The organism is Nocardia harenae NBRC 108248 (genome assembly GCF_001612885.1).
Taxonomy (GTDB): Bacteria; Actinomycetota; Actinomycetes; order Mycobacteriales; family Mycobacteriaceae; genus Nocardia; species Nocardia harenae.
Genome location: NZ_BDBH01000004.1, coordinates 1,054,491 through 1,068,579 on the forward strand (window position 1 = coordinate 1,054,491; position 14,089 = coordinate 1,068,579).

Below are 14,089 nucleotides of genomic sequence, written 5' to 3' on the forward strand. Positions count from 1 at the left end.
ATCAGGTCAGCGGGGACAGCGACACGGTGAACCGCTCCACCCCCGGATACCTCTCGCCCAGCGACGTGACCGCGAAGCCGAGGCGGCGGTAGAAGCCGACCGCATCGGAGTCGGTCTCGGCCCGGACGGGCAGCTCCGGGAAGCGGCGCCGGAGGTCGGTGAGGAGGGCGGCGGCGAGGCCGCGGTGCCGGTGTCCGGGGGCGGTCGCCAGGTGGAGCAGCTCGAGGTAGCCGGGGTGACGGCGGTATCCGGCGATCGCGACGGGTTCGCCGCCGACGCAGGTCAGGGCGAGTTCGGCCGCGCCGGAGTGGTAGGCGGCCAGTGCGCGGTCGAGGCGCGGGCCCGTACCGCCGACGGCAAGCGCGAGCAGGGCGCGGACGCGCGGATCAGCGGATGACATCGCGCACCCCCTGCACCTCGGAACCTCGCTCACACCTGAACCCGACCGGTCCCGCCGGAACCCCCGCGAGCGGGGTGGAACCGGCACGCTCCCAAACCATCCGGTTCACCGTAAGGTGGTCCGGGTGGTATCGACCGAGGTCTCCGAGCTGGTGCGCTCGATCATGGAGTCGTATCTGCTCGGTGCCGAGCGCCGCTTCACCAGGGCGGAGGTGGCCGAGCAGGCGGAGGTGACGCCGGAGACCTCGCGCAAGCTGTGGAGCGCGCTCGGCTTCCCGGCGGGCTCGGACGACGCCGTCGAGTACACGGGGCTGGATGTGGCCGCGGTCCGGCTCTTCCGCGACCTCACGGTCTTCCGGTCCGCGGACCCGCGGGTGGTCGCCGCCTCGGCCCGCACGCTCGGGCAGAGCATGGCGCGGCTCACCGAGTGGCAGGCCGACCTGGTCACCACCGAGATCCTGGCCAGGGCCGCCCGCACCGAGGGCGACTCGGCCGAATCCCTGCGCGAGGCAACCGAATTCACCCTGGACGCCTTCGAGGAGCTGCAGCGCTACACCTGGCGCAGGCACCTGGCCGCCGCCGTCACCCGCTCGCTGGACGGCAGCGCGGGCGCGGACCACATCCGTACGCTCGCGGTCGGTTTCGCCGACATGGTCGGCTACACCCGGCTCACCCGCCACCTGCACGTGGACGAATTGTCCACGCTGCTGGAGGCTTTCGAATCCACCACGGCGGCGGCGATCACCGACAACGGCGGCTGGGTGATCAAGAACGTGGGCGACGAGGTGATGTTCGCCGCCGAGACGGTGCTGGCGGCGGCGCGGATCGCGGTCGCGGTGCAGGAGTCGACCATGATGGTCGGCGGCACCCCCGACCTCCGGGTCGCCATCGCCTACGGGCCGGTGCTGCAGCGCTTCGGCGACCTCTACGGCTCCACGGTGAACGCCGCGGCCCGGCTCACCGGCGTCGCCCGCCCCGGCACCATCCTGATCGACGACGCCGCGGCGGCCGAGCTGGACGGCGAGCCGGAGTTCCGCACGCAGAACCTGCGCAGCGTGCGAGTGCGCGACTTCGACCGGCTGCGCCCGCACGTCCTGCTGCCCACTCAGCCCTGAACCGGCGCCGCCCGGCGCACCCGCAGGCACTGCCGCACCCCGAACAGCCCGAGCATCAGCCGGGCGCCGCGCGGCAGCAGCGCGCGCACCTCGGCGGTCTCGACCAGCTCCGGCCGGTCCACCGCGATCCGCTCGCCGCCGACGCCGACGGTCGCCGCGCCCGCGGCGCGCACATTGCGCAGCCAGTCGGCGCTGGTGCCGTAGGGCAGCGCGATCAGGAAGCCGTCACCGGCGGGCACCGCGTCCACCGGGGTGCTGTACTCCCGCCCGGATTTCCGCCCGACGTGCACGATCACCGCGGTGTGCGAGTCCGCGCTGCCCGCGGTGCCGATCACCCTGCGGTTGGTGAACCGCTTGTTGAGCTGCCGCACAGCGGTCACCACCGGCGGAATCTGCCAGCGCAGCCCGGCCCACAGCACCGTGAGTAGCAGCACCACCACCGCGACCAGCGCGATCACGACGACGAGCACGACCTTCATGGTTCCTCCAGCCTCGGGCTTACATCGTAAGTATCGTAGGCTTACGTCGTAAGTACCGTCAATCCCGAGGTGTCGATGCCCCCACGCACACCGCTCACCCGCGAGCACGTCCTGCGCGCCGCCGTCGCCTTCGCCGACGAGCACGGCATCGGTTCGCTGACCATGCGCCGGCTCGGCACCCTGCTCGGGGTGGAGGCCATGTCGCTGTACAACCACGTGCGCGGCAAGGGCGACCTGCTGGACGGCATGGTCGATCTGGTCTTCGCCGAGATCGAGCTGCCCGGCATGGGCGAGGACTGGCAGGACGCCATGCGCAGGCGGGCCCGCTCCGCGCGATCGGCCCTGGCCAGGCACCGCTGGGCGGTCGGGCTGATGGAGTCGAGGGCGGCGCCGGGGCAGGCGACGCTGCGGCACCACGACGCGGTCATCGGCTGCCTGCGCCGCGCCGGCTTCTCGCTGGAGCTCACCGCGCACGCGTATTCGGTGCTGGACAGCTACGTCTACGGCTTCGCGCTCCAGGAGGCCACGCTGCCCTTCGACGGCCCGGCAGAGACCGCAGAGGTGGCGACCGGCATCCTGGATTCCGTGCGAGACGGGGACTATCCGTACTTCCTCGAATTCGCCGAGCACCACGTGCTGCGCGCGGGGTACGACCACGGCGACGAATTCGACTACGGCCTGGAGCTGATCCTGGACGGATTACGAAGCCGCGCCGAGCCATGAGCGAATACTCGCATGATCGAAAACGCTTGACTGCGAATGATTTCCCCGAAGTTGCTCCGCTGCGGGGGGCTGTCGCGGCCCGGCGTGTCAGGATGGACGGATGAACGTGGTTGCGAGGAACCGGGTCGCGGTTTCCGGGCGCACCGGCGCCCCGGTGGTGGTGCTGGCGCACGGCTTCGGCTGCGACCAGAACATGTGGCGGCTGGTGGCCCCGCTGCTCGAGCCGGACTTCACCGTGGTGCTCTTCGACCACGTCGGCGCGGGCGGCTCCGACCTCTCCGCGTGGAGCGCCGAGCGCTACGGCGAGATGCGCGCCTACGCCGAGGACGTCGTCGAGGTGTGCCGGGAGATCGACCTCGGGCCGGTGGTCTTCGTCGGGCACTCGGTGGCCGCGACCATGGGCGTGCTCGCGGCCACCGCGGCGCCGGAGCTGTTCGCCGGGCTGGTGCTGCTCGCCCCCAGCCCGTGCTTCATCGACGACCCGGCGGCCGGGTACCGCGGTGGGTTCAGCACAGCCGACATCGACGAGCTGCTGGAGTCGCTGGACGCCAACTACCTCGGCTGGTCCGGCGCAGCGGCCCCGATGATCATGGGCAACCCGGACCGGCCCGAGCTCGCCGCCGAGCTGGAGAACCAGTTCTGCCGCACCGACCCCGCCATCGCGAGCGTCTTCGCCCGGGTCACCTTCCTCTCCGACAACCGTGGCGACCTGGCCGCGGTGCGGGTGCCGACGCTGGTCGCGCAGTGCTCGAACGATGCCATCGCCCCGCCCGAGGTCGGCGCGTTCGTGCAGGCCGAGATCGCGGGCAGTACGCTGGTCACGCTCGACGCCACCGGGCACTGCCCGCAGCTGGCGGCACCGGAGGAGACCGCGCAGGCCATTCGCGCCTTCGTCACCGAGCTGGACGGGCCGGGCGGCGGGCCATCGTGATCGGCGCCCCCGGCGAGTCCGGCGCCCACCCCGCGCGGGCGGCCGCGGACGCGGCGGAGTTCTCCGCACTACTGGAGGACAACATCGAGGATCTCTACGAGAACGCGCCGTGCGGCTACCTCTCCACGCTGCTGGACGGACAGATAGCCAAGGTCAACAACACCCTGCTGGAGTGGCTCGGCTATACCCGCGCGGAACTCGTCGGGCGGCGGCACTTCAACGACCTGCTCACCGTCGGCGGGCGGCTCTACCACGAAACCCACTTCGCGCCGCTGCTCCGGATGCAGGGCGAGGTCACGGGGATCGCGCTGGAGCTGCGCACCGCGGGCGGCGAGCGGCTGCCGGTGCTGATCAGCTCGGTGGTGAAGGCGGGGGCGGACGGCCAGCCGCAGCTCATCCGCACCACCGTCTTCGACGCGCGGGACCGCCGCGCCTACGAGGCCGAGTTGCTGCGCGCCCGGCGCGAGGCGGAGCGGGAGCGGGAGCGGCTGCAGCGCGTCAACACCATCCTGCAGCGCACCCTGCTGCCGCCCGCGCTGGAGCCGGTGCCCGGGTTGGACGTCGCCGCGCACTACCACATCGCCTCGCTGGACGAGGTCGGCGGCGATTTCTACGACCTGTTCCCGCTCGCGCCGGGACGCTGGGGTTTCTTCCTCGGCGACGTCTGCGGCAAGGGCGCGGAGGCGGCGGCGCTCACCTCCCGGGTGCGGTACACGCTGCGCGGCGCCGCGGTGCAGGACCCGGAGCCGGACTCGGTGCTCAGCCGGCTCAACCGGGTCATGCTCGACGCGCACCACCCCGACGACCCGCGCTTCTGCACCGTCCTCTACGGCCAGCTCACGCTCGGCAGGGACGCCGCGCACATCGCGCTCGCCGGCGGCGGCCACCCGGCCGCGCTGCTGCTGCGCGCCGACGGCTCCGCCGACTTCCTGCCCACCGCAGGTGGCCAGCTCATCGGGGTGCTGCCCGAAGCCGACATCACCACCGTCAGCACCATGCTGCTGCCCGGCGACACCCTGCTGCTCTACTCCGACGGGATCATCGAGGCGCGCACCGGGCCCGCCGACGTCTACGGCGAGGAGGGGCTGCTCGCCTTCGTCCGCGACCTGGCCCCGGCCACCGCCACCGAGCTCGTCACCGCCCTGCGCGAGCTGCTGGCCGAGCTCGGCGGCGGCGTCCTCGACGACACCGCCCTCCTCGCCCTGCACCTGCTCCCCGCCGAGGCGGCTCAGCTCGTCCCGATGGACCCGGCCAGGAAGGGCCACGAGGTGCGGAGGTCGTCCTCCCAGTAACCCCAGGAGTGGGTTCCGGTGGGGCGGTCGTCGAGGGTGACGGGGATGTTCAGCTCTCGCAACCGGTCGGTCAGGTTGAGCGTGCAGTAGCGGATGGCCGCCTCGATGGGGCCGCCGAAGGCGAGCTGGACCGGGAGCGGGATGCGCCCGTCCCGGACGCGCGGGTCGGCGGCATTGTCGTGCGGGCCGGGGAGCCCGCTGCCGGTGCTCAGGTAGACGGCGGTGCCACGCAGCCCCTCGGCGTTGAGCAGCGGGTCGTTGGCGCGCCAGAGCGGGTCGGAGGCGGGGCCCCACATGTTCTCGACGCTCTGCCCGCCGCCCCAGTTCTCCACGGTGATCCGGACGAATTCGTGGCCGATGGGGTCGGAGGTCTGGGCGCAGCCGCTGTAGGAGGCGACGCTGTTCCAGAAGCCGGGCTTGGCGATGGCCAGGTTCAGCACCGAGGTGCCGCTCATGGAGACCCCGGCGAGCGCGCGGTTGCCGTCGGCGTTCAGGTACGCCTCGATGACCGGCGGCAGCTCCTCGTTGAGGAAGGTCTGCCACCTGTTGAAACCGAGCGCGGCGTCCGCGCGGATCCAGTCGGTGTAGTAGGAGTTGCTGCCGCCGTAGGGCGTCACCACGTTGACGTCGCGGTCGCGGAGGAAGCCGACGGCGTCGGTCTGGGCATCCCAGCCGCTGCCGTTCGGGCCGCCGCCGGAGCCGTTGAGCAGGTACAGCGTCGGCCGGGGCACGCTAGTGTTCGCGGCGCGGATGACCTGGACGGTGATCGGCCGGTTCATGGCGGGCGAGAAGACCTGCACGTTCTGCTGCCGGTCGTTCACCTGCTCGGCACCGACCACGCGGGCGCCGGGCGCCGCGGTCGCGCTGCTCACGGTGCCCATCAGCCCGGCGGCGCCGAGCGCGGCGGCCAGGGCGAGGCGCGCGAGCGCCGTCCGTGCCGATCGCGGTGAGATCACGGTGGATGGCCCCTCTCGTTCGGTGCTGGGTCGCGAGGGGATTCGGCTGGCCGGGCGGGGCGGCTGGGTCCGGGATCAGTCCGGGCTCCGGTTTGCCTCATAGAGCGCCCGCAGGGCTCGGAGCAGCGCCGTCCGGTCGGCGGCGGAGAGCGGGGCGAGTACCGACTCCTCGGCCAGCTGGATGTCGTACTGCACCCGGTCCCGGGTGTCGCGGCCCGCGTCGGTGAGGGCGACCAGGTTGACGCGGCGGTCGGCGGGGTCGGGGTCGCGCCGGATCAGCCCCTGCCGCTGCAGCTCGTCGAGGACGGGGATGATCCGAGTCTTGTCCGCGCCGATCCGCCTGGCCAGAGCGGACTGGGTGTAGGTCGGTTCGGCGCCGAGCCCGAGCAGCACAGCGTACCCCCACATGGAGATGCCGTGCCGCTCGAGCACCGGCTGCTCGGCGGCCATCAGGGCGCGGCCGAGCGGGACGATCATGGCGGCGAGGTCGGGACGGTCGGACACCGTTCGAAAATAGCGGTTGACAGACCGTAAGCATGCGCACACGATAGGCAGACGCTTACTTATTGAATCCGGAGGATACCCATGACCACCGACTCCGCCGTACACCCGCTCGCGGCGCTGGACGCCCTCGCCACCCGTACCGACCTGATCGCGCACCACGCCGCGGCCGTGCGCACCAGCATCGAACTGGTCGACGAGGTGCGCCGCGCGGACCTGCGGCTCCCGACGCCGTGCGCCGACTGGACCCTGCACGACCTGCTCACCCACTCCATCGCCCAGCACCTCGGCTTCGCCGCGGCCGCGCGCGGCGACCGCGATCCGGCCGTGTGGAAGGTCAGGCCGCTGGGTGACGACCCCGCCGGGGAGTACCGGGCGGCCGCCGAGACGGTGCTCGCCGCCTTCGCCGAGCCCGGCGTGCTGCAACGGCGGGTGCCGCTGGTGGAGTTCGGCGGGGAGTTCTCCGGCGCACAGGCGGTCGGCTTCCACTTCGTCGACTACGTGGTGCACGCCTGGGATATTGCCCGCACGCTGGGGCTGCCGGTGCGCTTCGACGCGGCGGTGCTCGCGGCCGCCGATACAGTCGCGGCCGTGGTGCCGGGCGGCGCGGCCCGCACCGCGCCCGGCTCACCCTTCGGGCCGGAGGTGCCGTGGTCCGGCGGTGATGCGCTGGCCCGGGTGGTCGCGCAGCTCGGCCGGGACCCGAGGTGGCGGGCGTGACCCGGCTCGGCAACGACGGCGCACCGCGCGGTGTGAACCCCTGAGTCTGGGGTACCGAGCGAGCACCTCGATCGGCTCACCGTGCGCACCGGGCTGGTAATCGTCGGCCGGTGGAGGTCTCCGGCGAACGGAAGGCCGCCGGACCGCGGCTGCCCGACCGCTGATCAGCGGCGCACGCGCTCCCGCAGCCGGCCCCAGCCGCCGGTGCACCAGAGCGCGACGGCGATGAGCACCGGCTGGAAGAAGAGCCGGACGAGGCGCTCGGTGTCGGTGTCGAGGCCGAAAGCGTCGACCCCCTCGCGCCATTGACCGATATTGCCGGGAAACACCGCCACGAAGAAGAGCGCGGCGACCACCCCGACGATCGGCCTCCAGCGCAGCGGGGCGACGAGCAGGGCGGCGCCGAGCACGATCTCCACCACCCCCGAGGCGAGCACCACGAAGTCCTCGGGAAGCGGGACCCAGGCGGGGACCTGGGACTGGAATTCCTGCCGCGCGAAGCTCAGATGGCTGATCCCGGCGAAGACCAGGCTGCTGCCGAGCCAGAGCCGGGCCAGCAGGCGCAGCGCCCGGACGACGGGCGAGGACGGGGTGCGGTCGGCGACCTCGGGAGTGCTCACCCCGCGATCGTGCCGCATGAATTGTGCACAATCAAGTGACGCACCATCGAATTCGAGGTTGGCGCCGCGTGCCCTCGCCGGTGGAGAATTCGCGCGTGGTCTCCGCACGCCCCGATCTGGTCCTGCTGCACGGCATCGTCATGTCGGGGGCGGTGTGGCGCGAGGTGGTTCCGCTGCTGGAGCCGCACCACCGGGTGCACGCGCCGACCGCGCTCGGGCACCGCGGCGGCCCGGCCGTGCGGCGCCGCCCCGCGCGCCTCGCCGATGTGGTCGACGATGCCGAGCGGCACCTGGACGAGCTGGGGCTGGAGCGGCCGCACCTGGCGGGCAACTCCATGGGCGGCTGGGTGGCGCTCGAGCTCGCGGCCCGCGGCCGGGCGGCGAGCGTGTGCGCGCTCTCCCCCGCCGGGCTCTGGCAGGGCGACGCCGCCGCGCACTCCGGCGCGGTGCGGAAGCTGCGCAGGCTGGTGTGGCTGGCCCGGGTCTCGCGGCCGGTGGCGCCGCCCTTCCTGCGGCTGCCGCCGGTGCGCAGGCTGGTGCTGCGCGATGTCGCCGAGCGCGGCGACCGGCTCGCCGCCGCCGACGCGGTACGCACCGCGCTCGACACCGCCGGCTGCGCCATCGCCGCCGACCTGCTCGGCAGCGACGAGGCGCTGACCGCCCGCGCCCCCGGCTGCCCGGTGACGGTGGCCTGGTCCGAGCACGACGCGATCCTGCCGGTCGAGCGCTTCGGGCCGATCGTGCGGGAGCGGTTGCCGGAGGCGACCTTCCGGATCCTGCCGAGCGTCGGGCACGTGCCGATGATCGACGACCCGAACCTGGTGGCGGCGACCGTGCTGGACAGCACGCGCACGGGGTGAGCCGGGCTCAGGGCAGCCGCGGCGGCCGCTCCGGCACCAGTGCGCCGGCGACGGCGGCGCCGATCGGGATGGCGGGGTTGGCGTTGCCGTCCGAGCCGGGGCCGTCGGTGGTGTAGACGACGACGGTGGTGCCGGAGGTGGTGTCGTAGAGCGCGACGCCGTCGTAGCCACCGTAGGCGGGGTTCATGTAGAGCCATTCGCCCAGGTGCACCACGCCGAAGGCGAAGTAGCGCTCGGCGGTGAACGGCCCGAGCCCGGCCGTCGACGGCCCCATCATGGCGTCGAACTGCGCCGGTTCCAGCAGTGTGCCGGTGCCGAGCGCGCGCACCCAGCGCCCGATATCGGCGACCGGGGCGTTCATGTTCCCGGAGTGCAGGAAAGCGGTCGGGTTCCAGAAGGTGGAATCCTCGAAGACACCGCGCTCGGTGGTGTAGCCGTGCAGGTACGGCGCGGCGATCTCGGAGGTGAGCACCACGGCGCTGCCGTCCATGCCGAGCGGGCCGGTGATGCGCTGCGCGATCAGCTCGCCGAGTGGTTTGCCGGAGGAATGCTGGAGCACCTCGCCGAGCAGCACCAGGTCGCTGTGCGCGTAGGACCAGCCGGTTCCGGGCGCGAAGAGCGGCGGGCGGGCATCGGCCAGGTCGAGCAGTTCCCGCGCCGTGTAGGGGCGGATCGGATTCTCCTGGAAGCGGCGCAGGAACTCCGGGTCGGTGACGTAGTCGGCGACCCCGCTGGTGCTGTCGGCGAGCATGCGCGGGGTGATGGCGGCAGCGCGCGGGAAGTCGGGGAGCCAGCGCGCGATCGGCTCGTCCAGCGACAGCGCGCCCTCGCGTTCCAGCTGGAAGAGCACGGTGGAGAGCATGGGCTCCATCGGCTGCCCGACCCGGACCCGCAGGTCGGCGGTGGCGGGCACGCCGACCGGGGATTCGCCGAGCGCGCCGAGCACCACCTGCTCGTCCCCGCGCCACACCCCGAACACCGCGCCGGTGACGCCGGCCGCGGCGACCTTCTCCCGGACCAGGTCGGTGATCCGCGCGGCCTCGCTACCCGCTGCGGGCGGGCCGCTGCTGCTCGGGGCGGACGAGCCGCCGGAATCCTCGGCGCCGCAACCGGCGAGCACGAGCAGCAGGGCGAACGCGACGCAGACCGAACGCATGCGGGATCCTTCGGGCCGGGAGGAGCCCACTCTACGCCCGGCGGTAGCTGACAGATAGCCGAATGGCGGGCTACAGCGTGATCACGATATTGCCCCTCGCCCGGTGCCCGAGCAGGTGCGCCACGGCCCGCGCCGCCTCGGCGAGCGGATAGCTGCGCTCGATGACGGCGGTGACCTCGCCGGTGCCGAGCAGCGCCGCCACGGCCGCCAGGTTCGTCCGGTCCGGCACGCAGGTGACGGTGCGGACGCGGGTGCCGGTCCAGCGCAGCGTGGCTGCCCGCGCCATCCGCGGCAGCCCGGCCAGCAGCCTGCTGCCCCGGCCGACGCTGTTCGGGATGAGCACGCCGGTCGGCGCCAGCATCCGGGCGCTGGCGGCGGGCGGGTGGTTGAGGACGTTGTCCAGGATCGCGTCGTAGCGCTCGGCGCCGCGGGTGTAGTCCTCGACGGTGTAGTCGATCACCCGCTCGGCGCCGAGCGCACGCACGAACTCGGCATTGCGACCGCTGCACACCGCGGTGACCCGCGCGCCGAGCCGAGCCGCGATCTGCACCGCGAAGGTGCCGACTCCACCCGAGGCGCCGTTGATCAGCAGCCGGGTGCCCGGCCCCGCCGCCGCCGCGTCGCGCACCGCGGTGAGCGCGGTGATCCCGGACATCACCGCGGCGGCCGCCGCGGCGAACGGGAGCTCCTCCGGCTTGCGCAGGAGCCGGTCGGCGGGCGCGACGGCGTACTCGGCGAAGGTCCCGGCTCCGGCGCCTGCCCGGTTCTGCCACACCGACCCGAACACCGGGTCACCGGGGGCCAGGTCGGTGACGCCGGGGCCGACGGCCGCGACGGTTCCCGCGATGTCGCTGCCGCGCACCGGGGCGGTGGGGCGGCGCAGCCCGGTGCCGAGCCGCAGGATGGCCGGGGTGCCGGTGACCAGCACCCAGTCCGGGGTGTTGACGCTGGTGGCGTGCAGCCGCACCAGCACCTCACCGGGGCCGGGCGCGGGCCGTTCGATCTCGGTGAGTTCCAGTACCCGGTCCGGGCTCCCGTAGCCGCGCTGCACGACGGCGCGCATGGTTTCCGTCATAGCGCAATGGTGGCCGCCCGTCCCGGCGCGGCGCATCGGCCCTGCGGCCGGTGATTCCTCGGACTTTCGGCTGATCAGCGCCGCCTGGTCCGGTACGCCCAGATGGCGATCTCCACCCGGTTCCGCACGCCGAGCTTGGCCATCAGGCTGGCGATGTGCGTCTTCACCGTGCTCAGGCCGATGTGCAGCTCGGCGCAGATCTCGGCATTGGTACGGCCGCGCGCCACCGCGGCCAGGATCTCCTCCTCGCGCCGGGTGAGCGGGCTGAGCGGCTGCGCAGGCGCGGATTCCGGCCCGGCGGCGGCGAAGGCGGTGAGCAGCCGGGCGGTGATGTTCGGCGCGATCAGCGCGTCGCCCGCCGCGGCTGCCTGCACCGCCTGGACCAGCAACTCCGGCCCCGCCTCCTTGAGCAGGAAGCCGCGCGCCCCGGCCCGCAGCGCGGCGTAGACGTACTCGTCCAGGTCGAAGGTGGTGATCACGACGACGGCGAGCGGGTCGGGGACGTCCGGCCCGGCCAGCCTGCGGGTGGCCTCGATGCCGTCGGTGCCCGGCATCCGGATGTCGAAGAGGCAGACATCGGGGCGCAGCTCGCGGGCCAGTGCCACGGCCCGGTCGCCGTCGGCGGCGGCGCCGACCACCTCGATTCCCGGTTGCGCCTGCAGGATCAGCACCAACCCGGTGCGCACGATCTCCTGGTCGTCGGCGACCAGCACCCGCAAGGTCACGACGGGACCGCCCTCGGCAGCACCGCGGTGACCTCCCAGCCCCCGTCCGGGGCCGGGCCGCTGGCGCAGCTGCCGCCGAGCAGCGCGGCCCGTTCGCGCATGCCGAGCCTGCCGAAGCCCGGCGGCCCCGGCGGGCGCTGCGCGCCGTCGTCGCGCACCGAGAGCCGGACCTCGGTGTCGTCCGCGTGCACCAGCACCCGCACCCGGGTGGCGTTCCGCGCGTGCCGCACGGCATTGGTCACCGACTCCTGCGCCAGCCGGTAGACGGCGGCGCCGACCGCGGGCGGGAGCAGGCCGACCGCGCCCTCGACCCGCACCTCGACCGCGGGGCCGCCACCGGCCGCGCGGGCCAGCCGGGTCAGGTCGCCGATGCCGGGATCCGGCTCCAGCTCGGCGGCCCGGCCGGCCCGCAGCGCCCGCACGATGGCCCGCATCTCGGTGAGCGTGCGGGCCGCCTCGCCCTCGATCACCCGCAGGGCGTCGGTGGCGGCGTCCGAGCTGGTGGCCGCGGTGGCCAGCCCGGCCTGGGCGCGGATGGCGATGGCCGAGACGTGGTGCGCGACGGTGTCGTGCAGTTCCCTGGCCAGCTGCTCGCGTTCCAGCAGCTTGATCCGGTCCAGTTCGCGCGCCGCGGCGCGGGCCCGGTACCGGAGCGCGAGGCCGAGCACGACGGCGCCGAACAGCACGGTGAACCCGCCCGCCGTGTCGGCCGCGGGGAGCCCGCTGCCCAGCGTGCCGATCAGGGCGCCACCGACCACGATCGCGGAGCCGAGCACGATGTCGCGCCCGGAGCCCCAGCGGAACAGCGCGTACGGCAGCAGCAACAGGACGGCGACGGTGTTCAGCCCGGACTGCTCACCGCCGAGCGCGACGGTGGCCGCGGTCGAGAGCCCGATCGCGACCGCGACGGCGGCCAGCGGCCGGGTGCGGCGCACGAGCAGCGCGGGCAGGATCAGCGCCGACACCCCGAACCAGAAGCCCCGATGCGGCAGATCGGGGGTCAGTGCGGCCTCCAGGGTGAGAAGCGCGTAGAGCACCGCGAGCAGCACCGCGTCCCGCCGGCGCGGCCGCGGCGGATCGGGCGGGGCCGGCTCGGTCCACACCGAGCGCAGCAGGTGACGCATGCGTCGATGGTAAGGCGGGCCCGGTGGTCACATCCCGGCGGTCAGGACGTGCTGTACTCGGACCGGCCGGTGGGCAGCGGCAGCACGGCGACGCTGGTTCGCCGCTCGCGCACCTCCCAGTAATCGGTGTGTTTGCGCAGGATGTGCAGGTAGCTGCCGAAGATCTCCTCCATCTCCTTGCGCATCCCCGGCCCGCGCATGGCGCGCACGTAGTCGAACTCCTCCTTGAGGACCACGAGGTCGTTGTAGATGACCTTGCGGCGCATCCAGTACTTGTCGATGCCCCAGAACATGTTCACGCTCGCGATCAGCGTGAGCGCGGCGCTCAGCACCAGCGCGATATTGCGCGAGACATCGAGGTACGCGCCGTCGATGTGCAGGCCGAGCAGGACGGTGGTGCACGCGCTGAGCGCGATCGCGCCGACGTTCAAACCCCAGCTGGCCCTGCTCAGTTCGTCCTTCCGCCTGCGATGCTCGGCGACCGCCTCGTTCAGCAGAGTGTCGAGATGAGCCTCGAGATCGTTCGTCACGGCGACAGCATACATTTGGACCCCGCGTACCCGTCATTCGCCGAATTCGTGCTCGGCGCAACCACTCTCGAGCACCGCGCCGGCCACGCTCGGCGCCCGCGGCACGGCCATCGCGGGTGGCACCTCGGGTGACGCGCAATCAGATCGCCGAGCGCATCCTCGGCATGCCGCGCGACCCGCTGATCGAGTAGGCGGAGCGGCGGAACCGAGCGGCTCCCTCCGGCTCGGGCCGCGGCAGCGCGCGGCTCTCTCCACGGGGCCGCCGAAGCGGGCCGCTACCTGCCGCTCCCGGGGGCCGGGGCGCGGCGGACCTGCAGATAGAGGTGCAGGACGCCGTCCTGCCCACCGGCGACGCGGACGGCGGCGACGCCGAGGGCGCGGGCGAGCACCGGGGCGGCGCCCGCGTAGTCGGGGACGTGGTGGCCGGGGCGGCGGCGGATGCGGAGCGCGGCCCCGTCGGCGGTGCGGACGACGCCCCAGTCCCCCGCCCGGTCCACCAGGATCGGGCGGGTGAGCCCGGCGGCGGCCCAGGCCCGGCCCGCGCCCGCCTCGTCCATCACGACAGCGAGCGCGCCGCGCACCGGCGGCGGGAACTGCCTGGCGAAGCGGCGCCAGCGCCGGACCGGCGCGGCGGCGGCATAGCGCCAGGCGCCGAGCACCCCGAGCAGGGCGAGCACCCCGAGCACGTACGGCGTCGCGGAGCCCGCCGCCCCCAGCAGCGTGAAGAAGGCGAGCCAGAGCGCGCCGACGACGGCGAGCCCCGCCGCGACGGCGGCCCGGTGGAACAACTGGTCGAACATGCGGCCTCCCCGGCGGTCGCTTCCCCGGACATTCTCCGCCCTCCCGACGCGAATTGTCACGGCGCGGGCGGCTCCCCGCGAAC

Annotated in this window: 17 protein-coding genes and 1 pseudogene; 7 read left to right on the plus strand and 11 right to left on the minus strand. The window is 73.5% G+C overall.

Annotated elements, in window-relative coordinates; all coding sequences use genetic code 11:
• Position 1: 1 nt before the first annotated feature.
• The gene (locus NH2_RS10990; protein WP_067652152.1) at positions 2-400 is read right to left on the minus strand and encodes a GNAT family N-acetyltransferase; all 399 of its coding nucleotides are present in this window, start codon (positions 398-400) and stop codon (positions 2-4) included.
• Between the two features lie 163 nt (positions 401-563).
• Between NH2_RS10990 and NH2_RS10995 the strand changes: the two genes are divergently transcribed.
• On the plus strand, positions 564-1,514 hold the full coding sequence (locus NH2_RS10995; RefSeq protein WP_067652572.1) for an adenylate/guanylate cyclase domain-containing protein: 951 nt from the start codon (positions 564-566) through the stop codon (positions 1,512-1,514).
• Here NH2_RS10995 and NH2_RS11000 read toward each other — a convergent pair.
• Positions 1,505-1,993, minus strand: coding sequence for a nitroreductase family deazaflavin-dependent oxidoreductase (locus NH2_RS11000; protein WP_067652155.1), 489 nt, complete (start codon positions 1,991-1,993; stop codon positions 1,505-1,507). The genes NH2_RS10995 and NH2_RS11000 overlap by 10 nt on opposite strands.
• A gap of 75 nt (positions 1,994-2,068) precedes the next feature.
• Here NH2_RS11000 and NH2_RS11005 point away from each other — a divergent pair, with 75 nt between their 5' ends.
• The 3 genes from NH2_RS11005 (at position 2,069) to NH2_RS11015 (ending at position 4,939) form a co-directional block, all read left to right on the plus strand.
• Positions 2,069-2,716, plus strand: coding sequence for a TetR/AcrR family transcriptional regulator (locus tag NH2_RS11005; RefSeq protein WP_067652158.1), 648 nt, complete (start codon positions 2,069-2,071; stop codon positions 2,714-2,716).
• A gap of 100 nt (positions 2,717-2,816) precedes the next feature.
• Entirely contained in the window at positions 2,817-3,647 is an 831-nt protein-coding gene (locus NH2_RS11010) for an alpha/beta fold hydrolase (protein WP_067652161.1), read from the plus strand.
• Positions 3,648-3,718: 71 nt separating this feature from the next.
• On the plus strand, positions 3,719-4,939 hold the full coding sequence (locus tag NH2_RS11015; RefSeq protein WP_245650529.1) for a SpoIIE family protein phosphatase: 1,221 nt from the start codon (positions 3,719-3,721) through the stop codon (positions 4,937-4,939).
• Here NH2_RS11015 and NH2_RS11020 read toward each other — a convergent pair.
• Positions 4,876-5,820, minus strand: a complete 945-nt coding sequence (locus tag NH2_RS11020) for an alpha/beta hydrolase (RefSeq protein WP_084505454.1) — start codon at positions 5,818-5,820, stop codon at positions 4,876-4,878. The two genes, NH2_RS11015 and NH2_RS11020, sit on opposite strands and share 64 nt — an antisense overlap.
• Before the next feature lie 150 nt (positions 5,821-5,970).
• Positions 5,971-6,399: a MarR family winged helix-turn-helix transcriptional regulator gene (locus NH2_RS11025; RefSeq protein WP_439951741.1), complete on the minus strand. Its 429-nt coding sequence runs from the start codon at positions 6,397-6,399 to the stop codon at positions 5,971-5,973.
• A gap of 81 nt (positions 6,400-6,480) precedes the next feature.
• On the opposite strand from NH2_RS11025, the gene NH2_RS11030 reads away from it, so the two are divergent.
• Positions 6,481-7,116, plus strand: a complete 636-nt coding sequence (locus tag NH2_RS11030) for a TIGR03086 family metal-binding protein (RefSeq protein ID WP_084505394.1) — start codon at positions 6,481-6,483, stop codon at positions 7,114-7,116.
• A 164-nt stretch (positions 7,117-7,280) separates the two neighbouring features.
• Here the strand turns inward: NH2_RS11030 and NH2_RS11035 are convergent, their stop codons facing one another.
• The gene (locus NH2_RS11035) at positions 7,281-7,754 is read right to left on the minus strand and encodes a DoxX family protein (protein WP_067652167.1); all 474 of its coding nucleotides are present in this window, start codon (positions 7,752-7,754) and stop codon (positions 7,281-7,283) included.
• Between the two features lie 77 nt (positions 7,755-7,831).
• Between NH2_RS11035 and NH2_RS11040 the strand changes: the two genes are divergently transcribed.
• Positions 7,832-8,596: an alpha/beta fold hydrolase gene (locus NH2_RS11040; RefSeq protein ID WP_157103687.1), complete on the plus strand. Its 765-nt coding sequence runs from the start codon at positions 7,832-7,834 to the stop codon at positions 8,594-8,596.
• Positions 8,597-8,603: 7 nt separating this feature from the next.
• Here NH2_RS11040 and NH2_RS11045 read toward each other — a convergent pair whose 3' ends face one another.
• The 5 genes from NH2_RS11045 to NH2_RS11065 form a co-directional block, all read right to left on the minus strand.
• On the minus strand, positions 8,604-9,752 hold the full coding sequence (locus NH2_RS11045) for a serine hydrolase domain-containing protein (protein WP_067652171.1): 1,149 nt from the start codon (positions 9,750-9,752) through the stop codon (positions 8,604-8,606).
• 70 nt (positions 9,753-9,822) lie between these two features.
• A complete protein-coding gene (locus NH2_RS11050; RefSeq protein WP_245650507.1) occupies positions 9,823-10,827 on the minus strand; it encodes an NAD(P)-dependent alcohol dehydrogenase in 1,005 nt (334 codons plus the stop codon).
• Positions 10,828-10,901: 74 nt separating this feature from the next.
• Complete coding sequence (locus NH2_RS11055) at positions 10,902-11,552, minus strand: response regulator (RefSeq protein ID WP_067652177.1); 651 nt, start codon at positions 11,550-11,552, stop codon at positions 10,902-10,904.
• Positions 11,549-12,676 carry a sensor histidine kinase gene (locus tag NH2_RS11060; protein WP_067652180.1) on the minus strand — a complete coding sequence of 376 codons (1,128 nt, stop codon included), beginning with the start codon at positions 12,674-12,676 and terminating at the stop codon, positions 11,549-11,551. Before NH2_RS11060 ends, NH2_RS11055 begins: the two co-directional genes overlap by 4 nt.
• Positions 12,677-12,717: 41 nt before the next feature.
• Positions 12,718-13,206 (minus strand): SLATT domain-containing protein, encoded by a 489-nt coding sequence (locus NH2_RS11065; protein ID WP_169811472.1) that lies wholly within the window; start codon positions 13,204-13,206, stop codon positions 12,718-12,720.
• A gap of 88 nt (positions 13,207-13,294) precedes the next feature.
• Here NH2_RS11065 and NH2_RS30390 point away from each other — a divergent pair.
• Positions 13,295-13,397, plus strand: a pseudogene (locus tag NH2_RS30390) (hypothetical protein); the annotation flags it as partial.
• 84 nt (positions 13,398-13,481) lie between these two features.
• Here the strand turns inward: NH2_RS30390 and NH2_RS11070 are convergent.
• Positions 13,482-14,006, minus strand: a complete 525-nt coding sequence (locus NH2_RS11070) for a hypothetical protein (protein WP_067652186.1) — start codon at positions 14,004-14,006, stop codon at positions 13,482-13,484.
• Between the last annotated feature and the right edge of the window lie 83 nt (positions 14,007-14,089).